Origin of the sequence: Actinoplanes sp. NPDC051861 (assembly GCF_040681145.1) — a bacterium.
In the GTDB taxonomy this organism is placed as follows: domain Bacteria; phylum Actinomycetota; class Actinomycetes; order Mycobacteriales; family Micromonosporaceae; genus Actinoplanes.
In genome coordinates this window covers 661,350-687,492 of sequence record NZ_JBFAYE010000003.1, presented here as the reverse complement: position 1 = coordinate 687,492, position 26,143 = coordinate 661,350, and the positions used below count along the sequence as shown (strand labels likewise).

Annotated in this window: 24 protein-coding genes; 10 read left to right on the top strand and 14 right to left on the bottom strand. The window is 71.5% G+C overall.

Translation table 11 applies throughout. The features are described 5' to 3' along the window. Positions 1-48: 48 nt before the first annotated feature. The 5 genes from AB0M02_RS13985 to AB0M02_RS13965 are packed head-to-tail and all read right to left on the bottom strand — an operon-like array spanning position 49 to position 4,993. Positions 49-969, bottom strand: coding sequence for a LysR family transcriptional regulator (locus AB0M02_RS13985; protein ID WP_364225935.1), 921 nt, complete (start codon positions 967-969; stop codon positions 49-51). Between the two features lie 25 nt (positions 970-994). Continuing rightward, on the bottom strand, positions 995-1,930 hold the full coding sequence (locus AB0M02_RS13980) for a sugar ABC transporter substrate-binding protein (protein WP_364225932.1): 936 nt from the start codon (positions 1,928-1,930) through the stop codon (positions 995-997). 35 nt (positions 1,931-1,965) lie between these two features. Then, complete coding sequence (locus tag AB0M02_RS13975; RefSeq protein ID WP_364225929.1) at positions 1,966-2,940, bottom strand: ABC transporter permease; 975 nt, start codon at positions 2,938-2,940, stop codon at positions 1,966-1,968. Next, entirely contained in the window at positions 2,937-4,424 is a 1,488-nt protein-coding gene (locus AB0M02_RS13970; protein ID WP_364225926.1) for a sugar ABC transporter ATP-binding protein, read from the bottom strand. Before AB0M02_RS13970 ends, AB0M02_RS13975 begins: the two co-directional genes overlap by 4 nt. After that, complete coding sequence (locus AB0M02_RS13965; RefSeq protein WP_364225923.1) at positions 4,421-4,993, bottom strand: carboxymuconolactone decarboxylase family protein; 573 nt, start codon at positions 4,991-4,993, stop codon at positions 4,421-4,423. Before AB0M02_RS13965 ends, AB0M02_RS13970 begins: the two co-directional genes overlap by 4 nt. Positions 4,994-5,136: 143 nt before the next feature. On the opposite strand from AB0M02_RS13965, the gene AB0M02_RS13960 reads away from it, so the two are divergent. After that, entirely contained in the window at positions 5,137-5,547 is a 411-nt protein-coding gene (locus AB0M02_RS13960; RefSeq protein WP_364225920.1) for a cupin domain-containing protein, read from the top strand. Between the two features lie 42 nt (positions 5,548-5,589). Here the strand turns inward: AB0M02_RS13960 and AB0M02_RS13955 are convergent, their stop codons facing one another. Beyond that, the gene (locus tag AB0M02_RS13955) at positions 5,590-6,594 is read right to left on the bottom strand and encodes a PrpF domain-containing protein (protein WP_364225917.1); all 1,005 of its coding nucleotides are present in this window, start codon (positions 6,592-6,594) and stop codon (positions 5,590-5,592) included. 113 nt (positions 6,595-6,707) lie between these two features. On the opposite strand from AB0M02_RS13955, the gene AB0M02_RS13950 reads away from it, so the two are divergent. Next, positions 6,708-7,379, top strand: coding sequence for a GntR family transcriptional regulator (locus AB0M02_RS13950; protein ID WP_364225914.1), 672 nt, complete (start codon positions 6,708-6,710; stop codon positions 7,377-7,379). Here AB0M02_RS13950 and AB0M02_RS13945 read toward each other — a convergent pair. The 6 genes from AB0M02_RS13945 to AB0M02_RS13920 form a co-directional block, all read right to left on the bottom strand. Further along, complete coding sequence (locus AB0M02_RS13945) at positions 7,361-8,419, bottom strand: glycosyltransferase (protein WP_364225911.1); 1,059 nt, start codon at positions 8,417-8,419, stop codon at positions 7,361-7,363. The two genes, AB0M02_RS13950 and AB0M02_RS13945, sit on opposite strands and share 19 nt — an antisense overlap. Positions 8,420-8,425: 6 nt before the next feature. Further along, the gene (locus AB0M02_RS13940) at positions 8,426-9,382 is read right to left on the bottom strand and encodes a phosphodiester glycosidase family protein (protein WP_364225909.1); all 957 of its coding nucleotides are present in this window, start codon (positions 9,380-9,382) and stop codon (positions 8,426-8,428) included. Positions 9,383-9,451: 69 nt separating this feature from the next. Beyond that, entirely contained in the window at positions 9,452-10,318 is an 867-nt protein-coding gene (locus AB0M02_RS13935) for a helix-turn-helix transcriptional regulator (protein ID WP_364225907.1), read from the bottom strand. 272 nt (positions 10,319-10,590) lie between these two features. Then, positions 10,591-12,414, bottom strand: coding sequence for a carbohydrate-binding domain-containing protein (locus tag AB0M02_RS13930; RefSeq protein ID WP_364225904.1), 1,824 nt, complete (start codon positions 12,412-12,414; stop codon positions 10,591-10,593). Further along, positions 12,401-13,159, bottom strand: a complete 759-nt coding sequence (locus AB0M02_RS13925; RefSeq protein WP_364225901.1) for a polyphosphate polymerase domain-containing protein — start codon at positions 13,157-13,159, stop codon at positions 12,401-12,403. The genes AB0M02_RS13930 and AB0M02_RS13925 overlap by 14 nt, the downstream gene beginning before the upstream one ends. After that, positions 13,156-13,758, bottom strand: coding sequence for a DUF4956 domain-containing protein (locus AB0M02_RS13920; protein WP_364225898.1), 603 nt, complete (start codon positions 13,756-13,758; stop codon positions 13,156-13,158). Before AB0M02_RS13920 ends, AB0M02_RS13925 begins: the two co-directional genes overlap by 4 nt. Positions 13,759-13,918: 160 nt before the next feature. On the opposite strand from AB0M02_RS13920, the gene AB0M02_RS13915 reads away from it, so the two are divergent. The 8 genes from AB0M02_RS13915 to AB0M02_RS13880 all read left to right on the top strand — a co-directional run bounded on the left by AB0M02_RS13915 (position 13,919) and on the right by AB0M02_RS13880 (position 24,170). Beyond that, complete coding sequence (locus AB0M02_RS13915) at positions 13,919-14,182, top strand: hypothetical protein (RefSeq protein ID WP_364225895.1); 264 nt, start codon at positions 13,919-13,921, stop codon at positions 14,180-14,182. 33 nt (positions 14,183-14,215) lie between these two features. Beyond that, a complete protein-coding gene (locus AB0M02_RS13910) occupies positions 14,216-15,295 on the top strand; it encodes an oxidoreductase (protein ID WP_364225893.1) in 1,080 nt (359 codons plus the stop codon). Further along, positions 15,292-15,690, top strand: a complete 399-nt coding sequence (locus tag AB0M02_RS13905) for an FMN-binding protein (RefSeq protein WP_364225890.1) — start codon at positions 15,292-15,294, stop codon at positions 15,688-15,690. Before AB0M02_RS13910 ends, AB0M02_RS13905 begins: the two co-directional genes overlap by 4 nt. A gap of 29 nt (positions 15,691-15,719) precedes the next feature. After that, complete coding sequence (locus tag AB0M02_RS13900; RefSeq protein ID WP_364225888.1) at positions 15,720-16,406, top strand: response regulator transcription factor; 687 nt, start codon at positions 15,720-15,722, stop codon at positions 16,404-16,406. Next, positions 16,403-17,797: a HAMP domain-containing sensor histidine kinase gene (locus tag AB0M02_RS13895; protein WP_364225885.1), complete on the top strand. Its 1,395-nt coding sequence runs from the start codon at positions 16,403-16,405 to the stop codon at positions 17,795-17,797. Before AB0M02_RS13900 ends, AB0M02_RS13895 begins: the two co-directional genes overlap by 4 nt. A gap of 103 nt (positions 17,798-17,900) precedes the next feature. Beyond that, positions 17,901-19,349 carry a GGDEF domain-containing protein gene (locus AB0M02_RS13890; protein WP_364225882.1) on the top strand — a complete coding sequence of 483 codons (1,449 nt, stop codon included), beginning with the start codon at positions 17,901-17,903 and terminating at the stop codon, positions 19,347-19,349. Between the two features lie 207 nt (positions 19,350-19,556). Continuing rightward, positions 19,557-21,032: a GGDEF domain-containing protein gene (locus AB0M02_RS13885; protein WP_364225880.1), complete on the top strand. Its 1,476-nt coding sequence runs from the start codon at positions 19,557-19,559 to the stop codon at positions 21,030-21,032. A gap of 27 nt (positions 21,033-21,059) precedes the next feature. Next, a complete protein-coding gene (locus AB0M02_RS13880; protein ID WP_364225878.1) occupies positions 21,060-24,170 on the top strand; it encodes a BTAD domain-containing putative transcriptional regulator in 3,111 nt (1,036 codons plus the stop codon). Between the two features lie 141 nt (positions 24,171-24,311). Here the strand turns inward: AB0M02_RS13880 and AB0M02_RS13875 are convergent, their stop codons facing one another. Both AB0M02_RS13875 and AB0M02_RS13870 read right to left on the bottom strand, forming a co-directional pair. Then, positions 24,312-25,157, bottom strand: coding sequence for an ABC transporter permease (locus tag AB0M02_RS13875; RefSeq protein ID WP_364225875.1), 846 nt, complete (start codon positions 25,155-25,157; stop codon positions 24,312-24,314). Then, the gene (locus tag AB0M02_RS13870; RefSeq protein WP_364225873.1) at positions 25,154-26,134 is read right to left on the bottom strand and encodes an ATP-binding cassette domain-containing protein; all 981 of its coding nucleotides are present in this window, start codon (positions 26,132-26,134) and stop codon (positions 25,154-25,156) included. The genes AB0M02_RS13875 and AB0M02_RS13870 overlap by 4 nt, the downstream gene beginning before the upstream one ends. Between the last annotated feature and the right edge of the window lie 9 nt (positions 26,135-26,143).

Genomic DNA, 26,143 nt, shown 5'->3' with positions numbered 1-26,143 from the left:
ATCCTATGGTCGCTTCCGTGGCCGGGACCCCGACGATTTCGCAAGCGTTCATTGCGCGGGGCGTTCGAATACCGGCAACGGATTCTCGGCGAACCACTTGGTCAGATAGGACAGGAACACCTCGACCTTGCGGGGCACCTGCGGCGCCGGCCCGTAGATGGCGTACAGCGACCGGCTCGGCACCGGCAGGTCCGGCAGCAGCACCCGCAGGGTCCCGTTGACCAGGTCGTCGTACGCCGACCGGGTGGGCAGCAGCGCGATCCCCCGCCCGTGCACCGCCGCCTTGTGCAGTGCCACGTACGAGTTCGACTGGAACGCGATGTTGCGGATCTTGTGGAGGGTGCTGGCGTGCCCGTGCCCGATCCGCCACACCGGGTCGTTCACGTGCACGAGGCAGTCGTGGTTGCCGAGGTCGTCCGGGCCGGTGAGGTCGCCGTGCTCGGCGAGGTACTTGCCCGAGGCGCAGAGCACGAACGGCAGCGAGGCGATCCGTTTCAGCCGCACGCTGGAGTCCCGCAGGTCACGGGTGTGGAACGCGACGTCGAACCCGCTGTCCAGGAAGTCGTACGTGCGGTCGGACATGCCGCCGAGTTCGTAGCGTACGGCGATCCTGGGATGGGCGACCGAGAACTCGGCGATGGCGTCGCCGAGGTCCAGGCCACCGATCCACTTCGGGCAGATGATCGAGAGCGGGCCCTCGGGGCGGTCGTGCGCCTCGGCGATCCGGGCGTCCTCCTCGTCGATCTCGTCGAGGATCCGCTGGGCGAACTCGCTGTACCGCAGGCCGGGCTCGGTCAGGCTGACCGAGCGCGCGGTCCGGTTGACTAGGTGCACGCCGAGTTGTTTCTCCAGGTCGGCGACGTGCCGTGAGATGAGGGAGCCCGAGGTGCCGAGCTGCTTCGCCGCGCCGCTGAAACTGCCCACCTTCGCGACCGTGACGAAGCTGCGCATGACCAGAATGCGATCCATGGGATCCTCCGGCTCCGATTCCTTCTCAGCCCTCGAGGCAGTACTTCGGTGCCTCGGCGAGGTTGTCCTTGGTGATCAATTTGATCGGGGTGTTCGTGATCTTCTCGGCCGGGCCCTTGTCGAGCAGGTCGAGCGTGTTCTTGACGGCGAGCTGACCGGTCGTCGTGGCCGAGTTGGCGACGGTCGCCGCGAACCGCCCGTCTCCGACCGCGGCCAGGCCCTCGTCGGTGCCGTTGACGGTGACGATCTTGACGTCCTTGCCGGCCGCCTGGAACGCCTGCAGCGCGCCGAACGCCATCTCCTCGTTCGCGACGAACGCGTACTTCAGGTCGGGATGCGCCTGGATCATGTTCTCGGCGACGTCCTGCGCCTTGGCCCGGTTGAACATGCCGGGCTGGTTCGCCACCACGGTGGCGGTGGGCGGCAGGGCGGCCTTGAAGCCGTTGACCATCAGGTCGGAGGCCGCGCCCGGTGCGCCGGCCACGATGCCGACCTCGACCGGTGCGCCGGCGGCCTGTTCGGCGATGAACTCCGCGTCGAGGGCCCCGACCTGCTTGAGGTCCACGACGACCGCGCCGAGGATGTCCGAGGTGTCCTGGGTGATCACCGAGGTCAGGAAGATCGGGATGCCGGCGTTCTTCGCCTTGGTGATGTCGTTCTTCAGAGCGTCGACGTTCACCGTCTGCACGATCAGCGCGTCCACCGACCGCGAGATCATGTCCTCGATGTTGTTGAGCTCGGTGCCCGGGTCCTGCTTCGAGTTCGCCGTGATCAGTTTCGCTCCGGCGGTCTTGGCCTCGGCCTCGACCGAGCGCTGCAGGCAGGTGTGGAACTCGGTGTTGGCGCCGTTCACGAAGCCGAGGGTGACCTCGTCGGACCCGGACGTCTCGGAGGAGCCGCACGCGGTCAGGGAGACCGCGCAAAGGACGGCGGCGGCAAGCGCGCGAGGGGTAGAAGGCATGGCAGTATCGCCTCTCAAAACGAGAAAAAGGGAACTTAATGTTTTCCGCGGCTCTGGAGCAGGTTCGAGATCGCCGCGATGAGCAGGACCGCGCCGACCGCGATCTGCTGGTAGTAGGAGGAGATCTGGAGCAGGTTGAGCACGTTGGCGACCACGCCGAGCAGCAGGACGCCGAGGATGGTGCCGCCGATCGTGCCGCGGCCGCCGGCCAGTGAGGTGCCGCCGATGACCACCGCGGCCACCGCGGTGAGCTGCAGTTGCAGGCCGCCGGTGCCGGGGCTGCTGGCCGCCAGGCGGGAGAGCAGCATGATGCCGGCCAGACCGGAGAGCGCGCCCGCCAGGCCGTAGAGGACGAGTTTGTCGCGGACCACGTTGATGCCGCTGAGGCGGGCCACGTCCTCGTTGCCGCCGATCGCGAACGCGTCCCGGCCGAACGTGGTGTACCGCATGACGAACGCGGTCACCGCGAGCACGAGTGCTGCCACGAAGATCAGGTTGGGCAGGCCGAGCGTACGGCCGTTGCCGAGTGTGGACAGGTGCTCGTCGATCGAGATGCTCATGCCGTTGATGACGAGCAGCGCCACACCGTCGAGCAGGGTCGCGGTCGCGAGCGTCGCTACGAACGGCGCCACCCTGGTGAACGTCACGACCACGCCGTTGACCAGGCCGATCGCGACGGACAGGCCGATCGAGACGGCGACGGTCAGGGCGGCCGGGTAGCCGTGCGAGAGCATCTGCGCGGCGACCGCCGTGGTGACCGCGACGTTGCCGCCCATCGAGAAGTCCATGCCGCCGGCGACCATCAGCAGGGTGAGGCCGGCGGCGATCACGGCCACGACGCTGACCTGTCGCATCACGTTGAGAAGGTTGTTGGAGTTGAGGAACGCGTCGGTCTGCGTACTGGCGAAGACGATGATCGCGGCGAGTACCAGGAGCAGCCCGGCGTGCGGGACCGACCGCAGCCGCGCGCTTCTCGGCGGCGCCGGTTTCGTTACCGCGGTGCTGGTCACAGCGCTCCTCCCAGGGTGGCCGCGACAAGCTCGTCGCGGGTGATCAGGTCGACGTCGTACTCGGCGACGCGCCGGCCGTCGCGTACCACCACGACGCGGTCGGCCAGGCGCATCACCTCCTCGGCGGACGAGGAGGCCAGCAGGACCGCGACGCCCCGGCCGGCCAGCTCGTCGACGAGGCCGTGGATCTCCGCCATCGCGGCGACGTCCACACCGTTGGTCGGGTCCTCGAGCAGCACCGCCGCGGGGCCGGTGCCGAGCCACTTGGCCAGCAGGACCTTCTGCTGGTTTCCGCCGGAGAGCTGTTCCACCGGCGGGTTCTCGGCGAGCGACACCACGCGGTAACCGGCGCGCAGCGGCGCGGCCCGGCGGGTGAGCAGGCGCCAGTTGTGCATCCGCCGCCGGTCGAGGCGGTCCTGCGCGAGCAGGATGTTCTCGTCGACGGTCAGCCCGGGGATCAGGCCGAGCCGGCGGCGGTCGCCGGTGACGCAGCGCAGGCCACCGGCGAGGGAGTGCGCGATCCGGCCGGGACGGATCGGCTTGCCGGCGACGGTCACGGTGCCACCGTCCGGGCGGCGGCGGCCGGAGAGCAGGTCGAACAGGCGGGACTGAGCGTCGCCGGCGGGCCCGAGCACGGCGACGATCTCGCCGCGCCGGACGTCGATGTCGAAGCCGTCCAGGAACCGGCCGTCGCCGAGCCGCCGGATGCTGAGCCCGATCTCCGGGGAGCGGGCCGGGCGTTCCGGGCGCCGGGACACCACGTCGCGGCCGACCATGTCGCGGACCAGGCCGGCCTCGTCGGTCTCCTTGGCCAGGCCGGTCCAGGTCACCCGGCCGTCGCGCAGCACGGTGATCCGGTCGGCGAGGCGCAGCACCTCGGAGATGTGGTGCGAGATGAAGACGATCGCGACCCCGCTCTCGCGCAGCCGCACCACCAGTTCGCGGATCTGGCCCGCGGCCTCCGGGCCGAGGCAGGCGGTCGGCTCGTCGAGGATCAGCACGCGTCCGCCGCGCCGTACCTCGCGGGCCACCTCGACCATGGTCTGCTCGGCCACGGTCAGATCACCGGCGATCGCGTCGGCGTCGATGGCGATGCCGAGGCCGGCCAGTGCGGCCCGCGCGGCCTCGCGGACCGCCTTCCAGCGCACCGCCGGCCCGCTGGTGGGCAGGTCGCCGAGCAGAATGTTCTCCGCGACGGTCAGGCTCATCACCAGTTCACGGCGCTGCGGGACGGTCGAGATGCCGACCCTGCGGGCCTGCCGCGGTGTCAGGTGGTTCTGCGCGTGCCCGGCGACCTCGAGCCGGCCGCCGTCCGGGTTCAGCGCACCGGAGAGGATCTGGACGAGCGTCGATTTGCCGGCACCGTTCATCCCCATCAGGGCGTGCACCTCGCCGGGGTGGAAGTCGGCCGAGACGTCGCTCAGCGCCGCGGCGCCGCCGAAGCTCTTGGAGACGCCGAGGACGCGCAGGACCGGGGTGTTCACGCGGCGACCCGGGCGTAGCCACGGATGTCCGGGAAGGGCGGCTCACGGTCGCTCTGCAGGTCCACCTCGAACGCGTTCAGGCACATCGCCAGCATGCTGAAGTTCCCCAGCGAGCCCACGGCGTCGACGAGTCCCTCGTGGCCGAAGTGCCCGAGGGCCCGCTGGAAGACATCGGCCGAGACGAAGTGGTTCGACAGCAGCTCGGTGCAGAACCGGTAGAAGGCGTCGTCCTCGTCGGTGGCGAAGACCGGTTCGCGGCGTTCGGCGATCGCCCGTACCGCCTCGAGCGGTATCCCCTCGGCGACCGCCTTCTCCCAGTGCGCGTTCCACGAGTACTGGGCGTCGAAGTGCCGGGCCGCGATCAGCAGGGACAGTTCCCGCAGGCGCAGCGGCAGGCTGGACTCGAAGCGCAGGAAGGCGCCCAGCGACTCGACCCGGTCGCACAGTTCCGGGCTGTTGAGCCACACCCGGAACGGGCCCCGCACGGCGCCGCGACGGCCGGCGATCCGCTCGGCCACCTCGCGCTGCCGCGGGGTCATGTCGTCCGGGTCGATCACGGGAAGCCTCATCGACAGCCCTCCAGCTTGTGATCCCGAGCACTCGGGACGGATGTTTCGCAGGAACGTAACAACGGGGTGTTAGGGCCTCACAGATCGCCGAACGCAACGTAAGGCTGCATCTGACGTGCGCCCGGCGGTCCTACCCTCGGGCCATGACCGTGATCATCAAGTCGTCGCAGGTTCCCGTACTCGACCGCGGCGGGGCCATCGTCACCACGCCGCTGATCACCGCGTCCGCGGCCGGCGGCGAGAACCGGATCACCAGCGGGATCAGCGTCTACCCGCCCGGCACCGGCGCGCCCCTGCACTCGCACAACTGCGACGAGCACGTGACGGTCCTCGACGGCGAGGCGGAGGTCCTGGTCGAGGGGACGGTGACGCGGCTCGGCCGGTACGACACCACGTACATCCCGTCGCCGATCCCGCATCTGTTCCGCAACGTCGGCGACGGGCCGCTGCGGATCCTCTGGGTCTACACCTCCGGGCACGTGACCCGGACGTTCACCGAGACCGGCGTGACGGTGGAACACCTGTCCCCGCAGGACCAGATGGGCCACGACTGACCTCAGTGTGCGCATCCTGGTACCTCCTTGAGCAACGGCGGGTCAGCGCGGGAACACCCGGCCGTCCAGGAGCAGGCGGGCGGTGCTGACCACCAGCGATCGGTCGCCGTCGGTGACCACGTCCAGGAAGCCGGTCGGGTGTTCCAGCCGGACCACCCCGGACCGGACCGCGCCGGCCGCCGGGCGGGCGGCGACGCTTCCGGGCAGCGCCACGGCCGAGGCGACGGTCACCGCCGCGAGCACGCCGATCTGGCTGTGCACGCCGTGCGCGACGAACATCCGGGTGCAGAGGCTGCCACCCGCGACCGGCGGCGCGACCAGGCAGGCCACCACGCCACCGGCACCCGTGAGGTCCGCGGCGGCCAGCTGCAGGAGACCCACTCGGCTGCGCAGCCGCTCGTCGTACTCCAGGCGGGTGGGCGACTCGTAGCCCGTGACGCCCAGCGCCTCCGCCGCGATGATCATGACGGGCAGACCGGCGTCGATCAGCGTCGCCGGCACACCGTCGAGGTCGTCCACGACCCGCCCGGTCGGCAGCCGCGCCGTCACGTCCGGGAACTCGACGAGGATCCGCGACGCCGTGCCCGGAACGCCGCTGAGCACGGTGTCACCCGAGTACTCCGGCCGTCCGCCCGGCGTCGGCACGTGCACCGTCGCGTACGCCCCGGTGTTGACCATGCGCACGCGGACCGCCGTGGTCTCCCCCGCCGCGGGCGTCAGGCCGCGCTCGATCGCGAACGGCCCGACGCCGGCCAGGATGTTGCCGCACGGCTGGCCGGCGCTCACCCCCGGCTCGTCCACCCGCACCTGCAGGAACAGGTAGTCGACATCGGCACCGGGGTCGGCGGACCGCTCGACCACCGCGACCTTGCTGGTCAGCGGATGGCCGCCGCCGATGCCGTCGATCTGGCGCGGATCCGGCGAGCCCATCACCGACAGCAGCAGCCGGTCGCGCTCGGCGGTGTCCGCCGGCAGGTCCCCGGCCAGGAAGTACGCACCTTTGGACGTGCCGCCGCGCAGCAGCTGGACCGGGATGCCGTCCGCCATCGCCGCCTCCTCGCAAGTTTGTCGACAATAATGTCCGCCAGAACCGGTCTGGGCACCATAGGCTCGGCAGACAATTGTTGACAATCCTGCGACGAGGAAATCAGACTGGCCACATGCCCGACCAGGAACGACGCCCCCGCGCCGCCGGCACCGCGGCCCGCGTCCGGGACGCGCTGCGCGACGCCGTCCTGACCGGTGAGTACCTGCCGGGCGAGCGCCTCGTCGAGGCACAGCTCTGCGAGCGGCTCGAGGCCAGCCGGTTCACCGTGCGCGCCGCCCTGCAGGACCTGGCCGGCGAGGGCCTGGTCGAGGTGCAGCGCAACCGCGGCGCCCAGGTGCGCAAGGTGTCGATGGCCGAGGCGGTCGAGATCACCGAGGTCCGGATGGTCGTCGAGGGCCTGATCGCCGGGCGCGCCGCCGAACTGGTCACCGGGGAGCAGGCCATCGAGCTCGACGAGATCGGTGTCCTCATGCGGCGGGCGGTCGAGGCGGGCGAGCACCGCCGGTACAGCGACCTGAATCAGCGGCTGCACGGACTCGTCCGGCGGATCGGCGCCCATTCCACCGCCGATCGCATCGTCGAGACACTGCGCGGCCAGCTCGTGCGCCACCAATACATGCTTTCGCTCGTCCCGGGCCGCCCGCAGACGTCACTCCCCCAGCACGAGCGCATCATCGCCGCCATTCGCGACCGCGATCCGAAGGCCGCGGAAACCGCCATGCGCGACCACATCGCCAGCGTCATCGAGGCGCTCAAGGCCATTGATTACATGGGCCCGGCCTGAAGGGCCGCGGCCCGCGGCGCCGACCGGGCGGGTACGGTGCGGCGACGCCCGAAGACGAACGCCCGCTGGAGGGCGAAACCGGTCAGGAACAGCGCGGCCTCGGTGATCAGTTTGGCCGCCACGAGTGAGCCGGTGGCCGGCGCCAGCAGCTGGAGCAGGACGATGTTCGCGGTCAGGTTGGCGGCGGCGAGCGCCGCATAGCGCGGGGCCGCGCGGCGGTGTGTGGAGCCGGAGCGGAACACCGCCGCCCGGTTGACCGTGTAGTTGAGGGTGGCGCTGACCAGGCGGGCCGCGATCGCCGACCCCACCACGCTGCCGGAGATCGTGACGAGACCGGCGAGCAGGGCGGCGTCCACCGCGAACGCGGCCAGCGACGATCCGGCGAAGGCCAGCAGCGGCCCGTAGATCAACACCGAATCCCGGAAGATCCGGAAATGGGAGGACTTGTTGCCGTCGAGGTAGACGGTGGCGATCGGAACCTCGTCGACCGTCAGGCGCTCCCGGGCCGCCCGCAACAGCAGCCGCAACTCGTACTCGAATCGGTCACCGGTGACCGCGCCCAACCACGGCAGCATCCGCGCCGGATAACCCCGCAGGCCGGTCTGCGTGTCCGTCACATCCATCCCGGTTGCGAGCCTGAAGAACACCCGCGTCACACCGTTCCCGAATCGGCTGCGCACCGGTACCCGCCCGGTGAACCGCCGCACCCCGAGCACCATTTCCGCCCGGGACACGCGCACCCTTTCCGCCACCGCGGAAATGTCCTCCGGGCGGTGCTGCCCGTCGCTGTCCGCGCACACCACGTCCTCGCCGGGAAAACGCGACGCCACGTGCGCGAATCCGGTCCGCAGCGCGAAACCCTTACCCCGGTTGTGGTCCAGCGTGACGATTTCGGCGCCGGCTGTGCGGGCCATTTCGAACCATTTCGCGTACGCCGGACCGCTCCCGTCGTCCACGACGAGCACCCGATGCTCGCGCAGGCGCTCGACGAGCTCGACGAGGCGCGAGTCCGGCTGGTAGGCGGGGATGAGCACGATCACCGCCGATCACCCCGCCACATACAGGATGTCGCTGGTGCCGCGCTCCTGCCCCTTGCCGAGCGGGTTGTTCACGAGTCTGTCCTGGAACACCATGGCCGACGAACCGCCGCCGTCCAGGTTGTACGCCACCTCGGCACCCCGGTCCACGAAGATCTGCGCGAGCTCCGGCAGCGTGACGCCCCGGCTGTATCCCTGGCTGCGCCCGTCGGCCACCACGAACAGCAGGTGGTTCTTGCCGATCATGCCGATCGCCGTCCGCGGCTGGTTCCCCTGGATCGAGTGGTTGCCGAAGTTGGTGTCCACCTCGACCTGGTCAATTCCGGACAGCGCCTTGCCGTCCTCGACGAGCCCCGGCCCGAACGACAGCGTGTTCCACACCCCGTCTGCGAGGAGTTCGCCGGCGGAGACGGCGGTCTCGTCGTACAGCTTCACCGAGCCGTCCGCGTAGAAGGCCAGCCCCTGGCGGGCACCCGCGTCGCGGAACATCACGCCGTTGCGGATCACGATGCCGGTGTCCCGGAAACCGTAGTAGTCGCCGTTGATCGCGAGCACCGCACCGGCCGAGGCGGCGATCTCGGACGGGTTCGCGATGATGTTCTCGCCGAACTGGTCGTTCGCGAACGCCGACTTGACGATCGTCGCGTCGCTGACCTGGACGTCGGCGACGAAATAGGTCACCGCCGACGAGCCGGACCCGGTGCTGACCGTCTCGATCGTGATCTTCGCGGTGTCGCTGGTGTATCCGGTCGCGGTTGCGGTGCCGTCCGAGTCGGCCTCGGCGGCGACCACGTTCGCGGCGGTGAGGCCGGACGCGCCGGTCACCTCGACGTGGTCGACGACGTACCGGTTGAGGGCCCAGCCTCCGGCGCCGCCGGCCGTGGCGAGCAGGCCCAGGCCGCCGGCCAGAAGTCCGCGCCTGCTGATCCGGCGTGCGGGTCGCTGATCTGTGGTTTCACTGGTCACGACGGCCAGTGAACCGGCGGATCTTGTGCGGTCTCTGTGCTGGACCCAGGGTGTTGCTAGGACCCGGCCTTACAGCTCGTCGAGCAGCTTGCGCAGGAAGGCCGGAGTCCGCGCCGGGTTCTCCGCCTCGATGAACAGGCGCCCGATCGCCGCCGCGTAGTGGTCGACCTCCTCGCGGCGTTCCAGGTAGAGACCGCTGGTCAGGTGCTCGATGTAGACCACGTCGGGCAGCTTGGCGTGCGGGAACCGCAGGATGCTGAACGCGCCGCCGGCCGCCGCGTGCCCGCCCGAGTCGAACGGCATGATCTGGAGCCGGACGTTGGGCGACTCGCACGCCGCGATCAGGGCCTCGATCTGCTCGCGCAGCACGGCTCGCCCGCCGATCGGCCGGCGCAGCACCGCCTCGTCGAGCACCGCCCAGAGCCGGGGCGCGTCCGGCCGCTCCAGGACCTGCTTGCGGGCCATCCGCAGTCTCGCGCGCCGGTCGATCTCGCCGGGTGGGGCGTTGTCGTGGCCGAGGCGGATCACGGCTCGCGCGTACGCGTCGGTCTGCAGCAGGCCGGGGACGAACTGGATCTCGTAGGTGCGGATCAGCTCGGCTGCCTGCTCCAGGTCCAGGTAGTTCTGGAACCAGGTGTCGAGCACGTCACCGTACGCGTGCCACCAGCTGGGCTCGTTCGCCTCGCGGGTCATCGTGAGGATGCGGGTGTGCTCGGCGGGGTCGTCCACGCCGTACAGTTTCAGCAGGTCGACGACGTCGCGTTCCTTGAAGCTGACCCGGCCCAGCTCCATCCGGCTGATCTTGGATTCGCTGGCGCGGATCTGGTATCCAGCCTGGTCACGGGTGAAGCCGGCGGCTCGGCGGAGGGCGCGCAGGTGTGCGCCGAGCTGCAGGCGGCGGACTGTTGCCCCGCCGCTCTCCCTCTGGTCGGTCACCCGGCCCTCCCGGTAGGACCCGCGCCGGTCACGGTCCTCTATGGATCAACGGAGCCGGGTCGAGGTCAGCATACCCACGGGTGAACCGGAACAGTCACCTACCCGAGTGATGTCCGTACGTTGGGCTGACCTGCAAATACCATTAATCGGGCGCCCAAAACCCCGCGTGTGGAGTTGAGGTGCGCAGAACGGCCAAACTCCACACACCAACCACTACCCAACCCCGCGTGGGGAGTTCAGGTGCGCAGAGCGGCCGAACTCCACACACCAGGTCAGCGTGGGCCGCCGCGGCCGCCCGCGGGGGCCTCGCCGGCGGTCACGGTGGCGATCTTCGTGGCGGAGCCGAGTTCGCCGGATGTGGAGAGGCCGCCCGTGCTGTCACCGGAGGCGGAGCCGCCGGTGTGGATCGTGTACTGGGAGCCGCTCTTGATCTCGGAGGACGAGTAGACGACGTTCTGCACCGTCTTGCTGGTGACGTAGGTGGCGATCACCTCGCCGTCGCTGCCGGCGATCTGGATCGTGGTGCCCGCCTCGACCGCGCTGTCCAGGGTCGCCGACAGCCAGCCCTGCTCCGAGTCGGTGCCGGGCGCCACGACCATGCCGGCGCTGCCGGCCGCGAGCAGCACGCCGCCGCTGATCGTGAAGCTGCCGTTGACGTCGAGCGCGCCGTTGCCGTCGCGCTGCGGTCCGTTGACCACGACGGTGCCACCGGTGATCGTGGCCGTGCCGTTGGAGTCGAGGCCGTCGCCCTCGGAGTCGATCACCAGGGTGCCGCCGGTGACGGTGACCGAGAAGTCGCCCACCGAGTCCCCGCCGCCACCGGGACCACCGGGGAAGCCGCCGCCCGCCGCGCCGGAGCCGGAGTCGGAGGAGGACGACGACCCGCCCGCTCCGTTGACCCCGTCGTCGCTGGAGACGACGTGGACCGTGCCGGCGTTGAGCACGAAGTCCGCGGCTTCCAGTCCCTCGACCGCCGCCGTCACCTTGAGGCTTCCCCCGTCGATGATCTGCTGGCCCTCCGCGTGCACGCCGTCGTCACCGCTGGCCACCTCGACCGAAGCGCCCGACAAGTGGACCGCGCCGTCGCTGTGCACCGCGTCGTCGGACGCGTCCACCGTCACGGTGCCGCCCGCAAGGACCGTGATCACCCCGGACTTGAGGCCCTTGGCCGAGGTGTCGTCGGCCGGCTTGGTGCCGTGCCCGCCGCCCGAGACGATCGTGATCTCCCCGCCGGTGGTGACGATGTCGGTCACCGCGTCGATGCCGTCGCCGCCCGCGGTGACGGCCAGCGTCCCGCCGGCCACCGCCACGTACCCGGAGTCGGCGTCCGTGTCGTTGTCGGCCTTCACACCGTCGCCGCCCGCGGTGACCGTGATGTCGCCGCCGTTGACCACCACGTAGTCCTTGCCGCGGATCCCGTCGTCCTTGGCCCGCACGGTCACGGTCCCGGACTGGATCAGCGCGCCGTCCTTGCTCGCGATGCCGTCGTTGCCGTTGCCGGTCACCTCGAGGGTGCCGCCGCCGGTGATCGTCAGGTCGCCCGCGCTGAACAGGGCGGCGTTGACCTCGGCGTCGTCGGCGTACGAGGACGCGTCGGCGAGCCTGCTGGTCGTCCCGTCGGCGAGCTCGATCACGAGCTGCCCGGCCTCGGTGGCGGCGATCGCGGCCGTCGTGGAGCTGGTGATGTCCACGCCGTCGAGGATCAGCGTGACCGTGGCGTCCGGTGCGTTCACCACGATCTGGCCGTCGGTGAGGGTCCCGCTGATCCGGTACGTCCCCGCCTTCGTGATCGTCACCGTCGCCCCGTCGACGGTGACACCGTCCGCGGAGGACGAGGCCGAGGTCCCGGACAGGGTGATCTCAGCGGACGTGGATGAAGCGGACGTGGATGAAGAGGTACTGGTGTGCGCTGTCTTGTTCGCGGCGAGCACGTCGGCCGCACTCTGCGAGCCGTCCACCGTGGAGGCGGCGACGGTCGTCGCGGCAGCCGAGGTCACCGCCGCCGTGGAGGCTGCATCGGTCGAGCAGCCCGCGAGCAGAGCGGCCGCGAGGACCGCGGAGCTGACGGCGGCGACGAGTTTGTTACGCAGTCTCATGAAGGGTGCTCCCGGAGAGAGGACGAGTGAAATGGCGCTGCAGAACGGGGTGCCAGCGGTTCGCCGGCAGATCGGGCCGCAGAGCCGCCAGCCCGGTCGCGTACTTGGAGATGGAGCAGGGCCGCAGGTGCAGCGACCAGAGCAGCCGGTCGACGTCCGACGCGGCCCGAGCCGACTTCGTCTCGACGATCACCGAGTCGGGCATCAGCACGGTCGAGCCGTCCGGCAGCATCCAGGCGAGGTCGGAGTCGACGGTCACCCGGCTGCCGGTGCCCGGCACGAAGAACGTGCTGCGCCGGTAGTACGTGGCCAGCACCGGCCGGAACTCCGCGTCGCAGGCCGGGATCCCGGACCCCGCCAGCACCGGACCGGCGTGCGGGCCGAGCGAGGCGTAGTCCCCCGCGTACGGAATCCGGTCCTTGACCGTCATCCCACGTGCCGCGCGGGTCTTGACCTCGAGGAAGTCCAGACCGCTGTCGAGGTAGGTGCGTATCCGGACCTTGAAGCGGCGCCGGCGGCGGCGCGCGGCCGCCAGATAGCTGTCCAGGCCGGCGGTGTCGAAATACACCGATCGGTACGCGAACGCCCGCTCCCCGCCGATCTCCAACATCCGGACATCCGCCGGGAGACGGTCCAGTACGTCCGGCAGCCGCGCCGCCGGGATCAGGTACTTGCGGTCCAGCCGGGTGAGCAGTTCCGCCTGCCCGACGAGTTCCTCGAGGCTGATCGGGAGGAAGCGGCTCATCCGGCACTCACCCGCGCGTGCGCCGGAGAGGAAGCCGGAGAGGAAGCCGGGTAGGAGGCCGGCGCCTGGTACCGGACGTCCACCAGCGTGCTGTCGTTGACCAGGTCGACCTGTTTGACGACCAGTCCCATCACCCGGCCGCCGAGCATCGTCTCCAAGTGGGCGCGCAGCGCGCCCTCGTCGGTGTACGCGACATCGAGCCGGATCTGCTGGTTGCGGTACCGGCGGAACAGCCCCGGGTGGTCGCCCACGTAGAGCGCCGCCACCACCAGCAGCATCAAGCCGCCGGTCAGCGCGGAGGGAGCGCTGCCCAGCCCGGCGATCAGGCCGAGCGCGAGCGCCGCGAAGTAGTACGCGATCTCGTGCTGGGCGATCTCGTCCGACCGCAGCCGGATGATCGACAGGACGCCGAACAGCCCCAGCCCGAGCCCCGCGCCGACCGTGGTGGACCCGAGGACGATCGCCACCGCCAGGACCCCGATGTTCACCCCCAGGAACGCGGCGAGCAGATCGCGCCGGCGGTGGCGGGGGAAGTAGACGGCGAACGTCAGGAGACCTATCGCCACGAGATCCGCGGCTACGGCGAGCAACGTGTTCACATTCGATCCTTCAGACGGCGTTCATCAGCTGTTCCCATTCAGCGGTGCGTTGCTGTCCGCCTGCTGTGCAAGCCGTGTGGAAGCCGTCTGAGCGCGTCTCTTAGGGAACCTTTATCCGGGCTGCGGCTGTCTCTTAGGCATGCCAGGCAGCTTTGCGCCCATGACGACAACCGCCCTGTCCCCCGACGTCCGCACCCCGCCGCCCCGAACAGCGCACCCCGGCTGGGGGATCACCGCCGCCTCGCTCAGCCTGCTGATCGTGACGGCGCTCTGGGTGAGCAACGGCGGCCCGAGCGGCGGCATCACCGGGATCGGCCGGCTGACCGGCCTCTACGCCTCGAACCTGCTGCTCCTGCAGGTCCTGCTGATGGCCCGCATCCCGCTCGTGGAACGCGCCTTCGGCCACGACCGGCTCGCGCACTAGCACCGCTGGACCGGGTTCGGCTCGTTCTGGCTGATGGTCACGCACATCGTGACGATCACGATCGGGTACGCGGCCGGCGGCAACGCATTCGCCCAGCTATGGTCACTTATAACGATATATCCGGGTGTTCTGCTCGCGACCGCCGGAACCCTCCTCATACTCACCGTCGTCGTCACGTCGATGCGGGCCGCGCGCCGGAGACTGCGGTACGAATCCTGGCACCTGCTGCACCTCTACGCGTATCTGGGCGTAGGGCTCGCGCTGCCCCATCAGATCTGGACCGGCTCGGACTTCACGAGCAGCGTCGCGGCCCGCGCCTACTGGTGGACGCTCTACGCCGCCGCGCTCGGTGCCGTCCTCGCGTACCGAATCGGCCTGCCCCTGATCCGGAACCGCCGGCACCGCCTGGTGGTGAGCGGGGTTGTCCCGGAGGGACCGGGTCTGACCTCGGTGTATCTCACCGGCGAGCGGCTCGGTGAGCTGCCCGTGCGCGCCGGCCAGTTCTTCACCTGGCGCTTCCTCGACGGCACCGGCTGGACCCGCGCCAACCCGTTCTCACTCTCCGCGAGCCCGCGCACCGACCAGCTGCGGATCACCGCGAAGAGCCGGGGCGACGGCAGCTCCCGCCTCGCCACGCTCGAGCCGGGCACGAAGGTGCTGTTCGAGGGGCCGTTCGGCAGGCTCACCGGCGAGCACTACGAGGGCGGCCCGGTCGTGCTGATCGCGTGCGGCATCGGCGTCACCCCACTGTTGTCGCTGCTCGGCGAGCTGCCCTACGGCCCCGGCGAGGCGACGCTGATCTACCGCGTGCGCAGCGAGGAGGAGATCGCCTTCGCCGCCGAGCTGCAGTGGTATGCCGAACATCGCGGCGTCAACGTGGTCCCGGTGACCGGCCACCGCGCGGACGGGCCCAGCTGGCTGCCGGCGGAGCTCGCCACGCAGGGTGACGCCGAGGTGCTGCGCCAGGCCGCGCCCCGGATCGCGGAGGCCCGGATCTACATCTGTGGTCCGGCCGAGTGGGCGGCTGCGGCAAGTGCCGCTTCAAAAGCAGCAGGGGTACGCGCGGCGCGCATCACATCGAATCCTTCGCCTGGTAAGGGAGCCCTCGAATGAGACGTATCGCTCTGTGGCTGCTCTCCACGGTCGCAGCCCTCGTGTTGCTGTTCAGCTACCGCCCTGATGGAACGACCGTTCTTTCTACCCCGGCCGGATCCGCCACCCCCGCCGGATCCAAGACCTACACCGGTGACACCGTGCAGACCCAGGAGGGCGACGTACAGGTCGTCATCACGGTCGCCGACGGCAGGATCACCGCGGTGTCGGTGCCGGTGTACCCGAGCGGCAGCCCGCACCACGACGAGATCAGCGCGCGGGCGCTGCCGCAGCTCGTGGAGGCCACCCTCGCCGCGCAGAGCGCCGAGATCGACTCGGTGTCCGGCGCCACTTACACCAGTGGCGGCTACCGCGAGTCGCTGCAGTCGGCGCTCGACGCGGCCCGGCTGTCCTGAGCGAACGGGCGCGCTGGCAGGCTGGGCACATGCGGATCCTGGTGGTGGAGGACGACGCGGCGGTGCGGGACTCGCTCGCGCGTACCCTGCGGTTCGAGGGATATCAGGTCGACACGGCCGGTGACGGCGTGCAGGCCCTCGAAGCCGTGCGCGACGGCGACCCGGACGCGCTGATCCTCGACGTCAGCATGCCCCGCATGGACGGGCTGGAGGCGTGCCGCCGCCTCCGGGCCGACGGGATGATCCTGCCGGTGCTGATGCTGACCGCCCGCACCAGCGTCGGTGACCGGGTCGCCGGGCTCGACGCGGGCGCCGACGACTACCTGGTCAAGCCGTTCGCCCTGCAGGAACTGCTCGCCCGGGTACGCGCACTGCTGCGGCGCTCGGCCCTCGCGGCGCCGTCGTCGGCCACGTTCCTGCACTTCGCGGACGTGCGCATGAACCTCGACACGCGTGAGGTGTGGCGCGGGGAGCGGCCGTTGCGGCTCACGCGTACCGAGTTCGGCATCCTCGAGGCGTTCCTGCGCCACCCGCGCCAGGTGCTGTCCCGGGCATCGCTGTTCGAGCAGGTGTGGGGGTACGACTTCGGCGAGGGATCGAACAGCCTGCACGTCTACCTCGGGTATCTTCGCCGGAAACTGGAGGCCGAAGGGGAGGCGCGGTTGCTGCACACCGTCCGGGGCGTCGGCTTCGTGCTGCGCGAGGAGCCGCTGTGAGGCGCTGGTGGCACGCCCGTACCCTGCATGCCCGGCTGTCCCTGCTGGTCACCGGCGCGGTGGCGGCCGCCGTGCTGGTGGTCTCGGCCGGCGCGTTCCTCAGCGTGCGGGAGATCCAGAAGAGCAAGGTGTCGGCCGAGCTGATGGCCGACGCCCGCACCATCGCGGCCGACCCGCACCAGTGGCTCGCCACCCAGAACACCCGGGACGACTACGAGCACGGTGACGACTACCCCGGCGAGATCGGCCCGTGCTGGCAGATCCTCGACGCGACCGGCGCGGTGATCGGCGGGAGCGCGACCCCGCTCCCGGTCACCGCCGCGGCCGCCGGGATCGCCACGGCTGGGAACGAGCAGGTGCAGGAGCAGGTCACCGTCGGGCCCGGCGACTATCTGATGCTCACCGTGCCGATCGCCGGCGGCGGCGCGGTCCAGGTCGGCATGGACCCCTCCCCCGACGAGCGGGTGCTGACGCTGTTCGCGCTGCTCCTGGCGTTCGGGTGCGCGGCCGGCATCGCCGGCGCCGCGCTGCTCGGCCGCACCGTCTCGCGCGCCGGCCTCGCACCGGTCGACCGGCTCACCGGTGCCGTCGAGAAGGTCGCCGTCACGATGGACCTGACCCGGCCGATCGAGGTCAGCGGGCACGACGAGATCGCCCGCCTGGGCCGATCGGTCAACGCCATGCTGACCGCCATCGACGCGGCCCGGCACGCGCAGCGCGCGCTCGTCGAGGACGCGGGGCACGAGTTGCGTACGCCGCTGACGAGCATCCGTACCAACGTCGAGCTGCTCCTGGAGGTCGAGCGCAAACCCGAACTCGCCCACCGGCTGCCACCGGAGGAGCGCGCCAAACTGCTCGCGGACCTGGACGCGCAGGTCGGCGAGCTGGCGACGCTGACGACGGAACTCGTCGAGCTGTCCCGCGAGGAGGGCAGCCGGGAGGCGGTCGAGGAGGTGGAGCTCGCCGAGGTGGTGGGTGCGGCCATCGCCCGGGTACGGATCCGGGCGCCCGGCCTCACCTTCGACACCGACCTGGACCAGGTCACGGTCCTGGGCCGGTCCGGCGAGCTGGAACGCATGGTCGTCAACGTGCTGGACAACGCGGCCAAGTGGAGCCCGGCCGGCGCGACCGTCACGACCCGGATCGCCGCCGACCCCTCCGGCCGCCGCTGCCGGCTCACCGTCACCGACGCCGGGCCGGGCATCGCGGCCGAGGACCTCCCGCACGTGTTCGACCGCTTCTACCGCGCGACGGCGGCCCGCTCGATGCCCGGCTCGGGCCTGGGCCTGGCGATCGTCGCGCAGACCGCCACCTCACACGGGGGCACCGTGTCGGCCGACCCGGCGCCGTCCGGCGGCACGACGGTCACCATCACGCTCCCGGCGCGCTGAGCCCGCACCCGGACTGCACCCGGCAGGGACCGCTGCTGCGCCCCGCGTACCCCGCAATGAGAGGGTCCGGTTCCTTTCGGGTTCCATCGGCGTTGGAGGACGCGTGCCGACGAGCAGATTCGCCCGCGCACATCTCTTCGTGGCTGTCCTCGCACTCGCCGGCTTCGTGGCCGTGCCGGACGGCAGCGACCTGCAACTCGTCTGGCAGGTGGCGGTCGGCTGGTACGCCGCCGCGGTGATCGTCGCCGCGGTACGGCACCACGGGGCGCCGATGCGGCTCTTCTGGTGGCTGATCGCCCTCGGTGTCGCGGGCAACGCCAGCGGCATCCTCGTCGAGTACGTCCTGATGCGCGTCGAGGGCGAGCCGGGCTTCCCGTCCTGGGCGGACCTGGCCTATCTCTCGCTGTACCCCACTGTCGCGGCCGGCCTGCTGATGCTGATCCGCCGGCGCACCGCCGAACGCGACTGGTCGAGCATCGTCGACGCCACCACGCTGACCACCGGCATGGGCCTGCTCGCGTGGATCTTCATGATCAAGCCGGCCGCCTCCGACCCGTCGATCGGGCTGCTCGGGCACGTCGCGAGCGTCGCGTACCCGGTCGGCGACGTCGTGCTGCTCGCCATGACGATCCGCATGCTGCTGGCCGGCGGCGGTCGCAACGTGTCGTTCCGGCTGATCTGCGCGGCCCTGGTGACGTTCCTCGCCGGCGACACCGCGTGGGCCGTGATCAACCAGGCCGGGTGGGAGCCCGGCCCGCTCGCCCACTCGCTGCTCGCGGACGTCTTCCTCAGCGGATATCTGCTGTTCGCGGCGGCCGCGGTGCACCCGGACGTCCGCTCCCTGCCGCGTGCCGTCGCCCCGCGCCCGGCCCGGCCCAGCCGCACCCTGCTGGTCCTGCTGACGGCGGCGTCGCTGATCGGCCCGGGGCTGCTGATCGTGCAGGCCAGCCGCCACGAGGTGGCCGACACCCTGTCGATCGGCGTCGGCTGCGCGGTGCTGTTCCTGCTCGTCGTCACGCGCATGTCCCAGCTGGTCACCCAGCTCGACGTGCAGACACAGCGCGTCCGCGAACTGGCCGTGACCGACGAACTCACCGGCCTGCCGAACCGCCGCGCCTGGAACATCGAACTCCCCCGCACGATGGAGAACGCCCGCCGCACCGGTTCACCGGTCGCCGTGGCCCTCATCGACATCGACCACTTCAAGCGGTTCAACGACGCTTACGGTCACCCGGCCGGCGATCTGCTCCTCAAGGAGGCGGCAGCGGCATGGGCCGACAACGTGCGCGCGGTGGATCACCTCGCCCGGTACGGCGGCGAGGAGTTCATCCTGCTGATGCCGGGCACCACCGCGGCACAGGCCCACGAGATCGTGGACCGCATGCTCCAGGCGACACCGCTGGGCCAGACCTTCTCCGCCGGCGTGGCCACCTGGAACGGCGACGAGGCCACCGACTCGCTGATCGCGCGGGCGGACGCCGCGCTCTACGAGGCCAAGAACACCGGCCGCAACCGCATATCCCACGCCACCCCCCACCCCCTCCCCGCCTGACCTGCCCGCCGCGAGGAGGCGGGGCCCGGGTGACCGGGGTCCGTGTCCCGGCGGTCGCTTGGGCGGCCTTGAGTGGCAGGTGGTCGCGTGGGGCGGCGGGACCGTTTGGATTCTGTCGGGGACTCCGGTCACGCGTAGAAAAGAAAAGACCCTGATTGCTACCGGAGTGCCGGGGAATCGCACCGGCCGGGCGGCACCGTGAGTGGAATGAGCAGCAGTCGTGTGAAGGCCTGGCATCTGGTCGTGGCCGCCGCGCCGATCGTGATCGGTGTCTACTACCTGCTGGTGCACCTCGGGATCTCGCCCGGCACCCAGGTGGCGCTGTACGCCAGCGCCAACCTGACCTTCGCAGCCTGCGCCCTCGTCGTCGCCCGCCGGAACCCGGGGCTGCGGACGATCATGCTGCTGCTGGCGGCGTCCGCCACGGCAAGCGTCGCCGGGGACGTGATCTTCTATTTTCAGGCGCTGGTCAACAGCAACGTGCCGTACCCGGGCATCCCGGACATCTGCTACCTGGTCGGCTACCCGCTGATGGCGCTCGGGCTGCTGCTGATCATTCGGCGGCGGACGCCGGGCTGGGACGGCGCGAGCGCCATCGACGCGGCGATCGTGGCGGTCGGCGCGGGCTATGTGGTGTACGAGTTCGTCATCGCGCCCACCTGGGGTGTCGACGCGGACAACCTGACGCGGTTCGTGTCGGTGGCCTATCCGCTCGGTGACCTGATGCTGATCGTGGTCGGCGCGCGGCTGATGCTCGGCGCCGGGCCGCGCACCACCTCGCTGCGGCTGATCGGCGCCTACCTGGTGATGGTGCTCTTCGCCGACACGATGTACAGCGTGCAGTCGCTCAACGGGACCTACCAGGCCGCGAACTTCCTGGACGTGTTCTGGATCGCCGGGAGCTTCCTGATGGCCGGGGCCGTGCTGCACCCCCGGGCCGCGCTGATGATCAAGCCGTCGAACGCCGCGACGCCGGACGCCACCACCAGCCGGCTGCTGCTGCTCGCGGTGGCCGCGATGGTCGCGCCGACGTCGCTGCTGATTCTGGACGCGCGGACCGGTGAGCCGCACGTGAGCGCCGCCGCGATCGTCTGCAACGTTCTCTTCCTGCTGGTGCTGTTCCGGATGACGGGGCTGGTCCGGGCGCAGCGCCTGGCCGCGATCACCGACGGGCTGACCGGGCTGCGCAGCCGCCGGTACTTCGAGGAGTCGCTCGGCAACGAGGGCGCCCGGGCCGCGCGGTACCACCTGCCGCTGAGCATGCTGCTGCTCGACATCGACCACTTCAAGCAGGTCAACGACACGTACGGGCACAACGGCGGCGACCGCGTCCTGGTCGAGGTGACGCACCGCCTGGGTGAGCTGATCCGGCCCGGTGACGTGGTGGCCCGGTACGGCGGTGAGGAGTTCGCCGTGCTGCTGCCGAACACCGGCCCGGCTCAGGCCCGCGAGATCGCCGAGCGGATCCGCCGCGGGGTGAGCTCGGCCCCGATCGCGGTCGCCGAGACCCGGATGTCGAAGGTCACCGTGTCGGTGGGCATCGCCGGTATGCCGGCCTCCGCCACCACCGACGAGCTGGTCCTGGCGGCGGACCGGGCGCTGTACGCGGCCAAGAACGCGGGCCGCAACCGGGTCGCGGCAGCCGACGAGGAGTCCAGGGTGGAGCCCCTGCTCTCCGCGTGATGGAGCGCACCGGTAACAATCGTCGCCATGCGGTTCGGCATCCTGGGCCCGCTCCGCGCGGAGCACACTGACGGGCGGCCGGTCGCCGTCGGCGGGCCCCGGCTGCGCGCGCTGCTGGCGATGCTGCTGCTGGACGCGGGCCGGCCGGTCAGCGCCGAGCGGTTGATCGACGGCCTCTACGGCGAGCATCCGCCGTCGGGCGCCGCGAACGCACTCCAGTCCCAGGTGTCGCGGCTGCGCCAGGCGCTGCCGGTGGAGCTGGGGCCGGCCGGTTACCGGCTCGCGGTGCCGGCGGACGACGTGGACGCGCACCGGTTCGCCGCGCTGGCCGCCGAGGGGCGCCGGTCGCTGACGGCCGGTGACACCGCGCGGGCCGGGAAGCTGCTCGACGAGGCGGTGGCGCTCTGGCGGGGTGAGCCCCTCGCCGACGTGCGGGACGCGCCGTTCGCGGCGGCACACGTGGACCGGCTCACCGAGCTGCGGCTGGGCGCGGTCGAGGACCTCTGCGAGGCCCGGCTGGCCGGTCACCCGGGTGACGCGATCACCGAGCTGCGGGAGCTGGTTGCGGCGCATCCGCTGCGGGAGCGGGCGCGTGCGCTGCTGATGCGAGCTCTGGCTGCGGCGGGGCGGCCTGCGGAGGCTTTGACAGCGTACGAGGACGCGCGCCACTTCCTCGCCGAGGAGCTGGGCGCCGACCCGTCGCCGGAGCTGACCTCGGTGCACACGGCCGTGCTGCGCGGTCGCCTCGAGACGGCACGCCCGCCCTCCCGGCTCGGCGTTCCCACACAGCTGACCAGCTTCGTCGGCCGCGACGAGGAGCTGACCCGGATCGTGGCCGCCCTGCGCACCGCCCGGCTGGTCACCCTGCACGGTCCCGGTGGCGCCGGCAAGACCCGGCTGGCCGCCGAGGCCGCGGCCCGCTCCGACGGCGACGCCTGCTTCGTCGAGCTGGCCGCCGCCGCGGACGACGACGTGCCCGGTGCCGTGCTCAGCGCGCTCGGCCTGCGCGACGTGGGCCTCACCGACCGGGCCGCCGAGCCGCCCGCCGCCGCCGACCGCCTCGTCGCCGCCCTGCCCGGCCGTGACCTGCTGCTGGTGCTGGACAACTGCGAACACGTCGTCGACGCGGCCGCCGCGCTCGCCGCCCGCCTCCTCGCCGCCGCGCCCGGCCTGCGGATCCTCGCCACCAGCCGCGAGCCGCTCGGCATCACCGGTGAGGCGCTGATCCCGGTCTCCGGACTGCCGGTGCCGCCGTCCGGTGCCGTCGACCCGGCCGCGTTCCCCGCCGTGCGCCTGTTCGTCGAGCGCGGCGCCGACGTCTCCCCCGGCTTCGCCCTCACCGGCGCCAACGCCGAGGCGGTCCGGCGGATCTGCCGGATGCTCGACGGCCTGCCGCTCGCCGTGGAGCTGGCCGCCGCCCGCCTGCACGCGCTGCCGGTGGAGGAGGTCGCCGCCCGCCTCGACGACCGGTTCCGCCTGCTGTCGCGGGGCAGCCGGACGGCCTCGTCGCGGCACCGCACCCTGCACGCGGTGGTCGCCTGGAGCTGGGGGCTGCTGACCGAACCCGAGCGGGTCCTGGCGCGGCGGTTCACGATGTTCGCGGGCGGTGCGTCGCTGGAAGCGGTCGAGGCGGTCTGCGGCGCCGGCCCGGATACCGTGGAGATCGTGGCCGGGCTGGTCGGCAAGTCGCTCATCGAGCGGGACGGCGACCGGTTCCGGATGCTGGCGACGATCCGGGCGTTCTGCGCGTCCGAGCTGGCCGCCTCCGGCGAGCAGGACAGCCTGCGGGAGGCGCACGCGGCCTGGTTCCTGTCGCTCGCGCGGACGGCGGATCCGCTGCTGCGTACCGCTGAGCAGCTCACCTGGCTGGACCGACTCGACGCGGACCGGGACAACCTGCACGCCGCCCTGCGACGGTCCTCCGCCGCCGGCGATCCGGGCACGGCGCTGCGGCTGGTCTCCGCGCTCTCCTTCTACTGGTGGCTGCGCGGCCTGCGCTCCGAGTCCGTCGCCCTCACCGGTCAGGTGCTGCGGGAGACCGGCCCGGAGCCGCCGCCGGGCCTGACCGAGGAGTACGCGCTCAGCGTGCTCACCGCGGCCCTCGGCGGCACCGAGCCACCCGCCGAACGCTGGACCGCCTTCATGACCACGCTGACCGAGCCGCCCACCCAGCCGTTCCTGCTCTACCTGTCCGCGATGGCGGTCGGCCCGCCGGAAGCCGCACCGGGCGAGGTGGTCGCTCTCAACCGCGCGCTGCGCGCAAACCTCGGCGGCGACCCGTGGAGCGACGCGCTCGGCGGTATCGGCGGCGGGTGGATGCTGCTGTTCGCCGGCGCCAGCCCGGAGGAGGCGCTGGCCGACTTCACCTCGGCGCTGGAGGGGTTCCGCGCGATCGGTGACCGCTGGGGCACGATGCTCGCGCTCTCCGGCGTGGCCGAGATGGCCACGTGGCGGGGCGACCCGGCCGCCGCGATCGCACCCACCGACGAGGCTCTGCGGCTCGCCGACGAGCTGGGCTCCATGGTCGACGTGGCCGACATGCTCCGCGGCCGGGGCGAGGGCCGGGTCAGCAGCGGGGACCTCGACGGGGCGGCGGCCGACTTCACCCGGGCGGCCGAGCTGGCCCGCGAGTGCGGCGCCCCCGAACTGGTGGCCGCCGCACTCCTGGGGCTCGGCACGGTCGCCCTGCAGCGCGGGGATCTCGGCCTGGCCGAGTCCCGCTGTGAAGCCGCGCTGGAGGCGTGCCCGGCGGGCTGGTACGGCGCGGACGGCACCCGCATGGGCATCCTCGTGACCCTCGGGCGGATCGCGGAGCTGCGCTCGGACCCGCCGGCGGCTCGGGCCCGCTACCGGCAGGTGTTCACCGTGCGCTCCGGGATGCTCGGCTTCCAGGTGATGGCCGAGGCGATCGACCGGCTGGCGGTTCTGTCGCTGGAGGCAGGCGACGCGGCGGAGGCGGCGACCCTGCTCGGCACGGTCCTGGCACTGCGCCTGCGCCCCACCCTCACCGGCACGTCCCTGGCCGTCGCGGTGGCCGCACGGGCGCGTGCCGTACTCGGGGACTCCGGCTTCGAGGCGGCGGTCGCGGGCGGGGCGGCGCTGTCGACCGCCGACGCCTACCTCCACCTCCAGCCCTGACCGCGTGTGGAGTTGGGGTGCAGAGCGGGGCGCAAGCGGGAACATTGCGTGTGGAGTTGGGGTGCGGAGCGGGGCGCAAGCGGCGACATTGCGTGTGGAGTTGGGGTGCGGAGCGGGGCGCAACTCCACACGCAATGGTGTTCAGTGGGCGAGGCTGCGGTACCGGCGTACCGCCAGCGGCGCGAAGATCGCGATCAGCAGCACCGGCCAGGCGACCGCGAGGAACAGCGCGTGCTCGGCCGGCCAGGAGTCCCCGCCGATGCCGGGGTTGCCGAACAGCTCCCGGATCGCGGTCGTCGTCGCCGAGATCGGGTTCCACGCCGCGATCGTGCCCAGCCAGCCCGGCATCAGCTCCGGCGCCACGAACACGTTCGACACCGCGCTGAGCGGGAAGGCGAGCGGGAACACGATCGTCGCGACGGTGTCCGGGTTCGGCGCGACCAGGCCGAGCACCATGCCGACCCAGCTCAGCGCGAGCCGCAGCAGCAGGAGCAGGCCGATCGCCGCCAGCAGGTTCCCGATGCCGCGGTGCCACTGCCACCCGACGAGGAGGCCGCAGACGATCAGGGCGGCCGTCTCCAGCAGGGCGCGTACCTGATCGGCGGCGGCCCGCCCGGTCATCAGCGCCGACCGGGCCATCGGCATCGAGCGGAACCGGTCCACGACGCCCCGGCCGACGTCGGTGGCGATGCCGGTGGCGGTCGCGCCGATCCCGTACAGCATGGTCATCACGAAGACGCCGGGCAGCAGGAACTCCCGGTAGCCTCCGCCGCCCGGCACCTGCATGCCGCTGCCGAACACGTATCCGAACACCAGCACGAACATGATCGGCAGGCTGAAGTAGATGACCAGTTCCTCCGGCGCGCGGATCACATGACGCAGATATCGGCCGGTCATCACCCAGCCGTCTGCCACCGCCCGGCCTCGCTGCGGGGTCGATCCAAGAGCTTCAGGGGTACGGGTCTCGCGCTCGGCAACCGTGGTCATCGTGCCGCCTCCTTCTCCGCCTGCGCGGCGGTGTGACCGGTCAGGTGCAGGAACGCCTCGTCGAGGGTGGGACGGTGGACTCCGACGTCGGCGACGACGATCCCGGCGTCCTGCATCGCCCGTACCGTGGAAGTCAGCGAATCCACCCGGTCCGTGACCGGCACGCGAAGCCGGCGGTGGTCCTCGTCCACATCCGGTGCCGCGCCCACTACCCGGAGCACGACGGCGGCCGCGTCCGCCAGCCGGTCCGCGTCCCGCACCACCACCTCGAGCCGGTCCGACCCGATCGCCGCCTTCAGCTCCTCCGGCGTGCCCTCGGCGACCACGCGGCCCGCGTCCACCACCGAGATCCGCCCGGCCAGTTGGTCGGCCTCCTCCAGGTACTGCGTCGTCAGCAGCACCGTCGTCCCCTCCGCGACCAGGTCACGAACGGCGTCCCACACCTGGTTCCGGCTGCGCGGGTCGAGCCCGGTCGTGGGCTCGTCCAGGAACAGCACCCTCGGCCGCCGGATCAGGCTCGCCGCCAGATCGAGCCGCCGCCGCATGCCACCGGAGTACGCCGCCGCCGACTTCCCCGCCGCCCCGGCCAGGTCGAACCGCTCCAGCAGCTCGTCCGCCCGCTTCCGCGCGGCCCGCGCACCCAGGTGGTGCAGGCGCCCGAACAGGACCAGGTTCTGCCGCCCGCTGAGCAGCTCGTCGACCGCCGCGTACTGCCCGGTCAGCCCGATCCGCTCGCGCACCGCGGCCGGCTCCCGCGCGACGTCGGCGCCGGCCACCTCCGCCCGGCCGGCGTCGAACCGCAGCAGCGTGCTGAGGACCCGTACGGCTGTGGTCTTCCCGGCGCCGTTCGGGCCGAGCAGGCCGTGGACGGTCCCCTCGGGCGCGTGCAGGTGGAAGTCGTCGAGGGCGGTGGTGCCGCCCCTACCGGGATAGCGTTTGCGCAGCCCTTCGGCCACGACCGCGTAATTCGTCGTCATGCCCGGCAG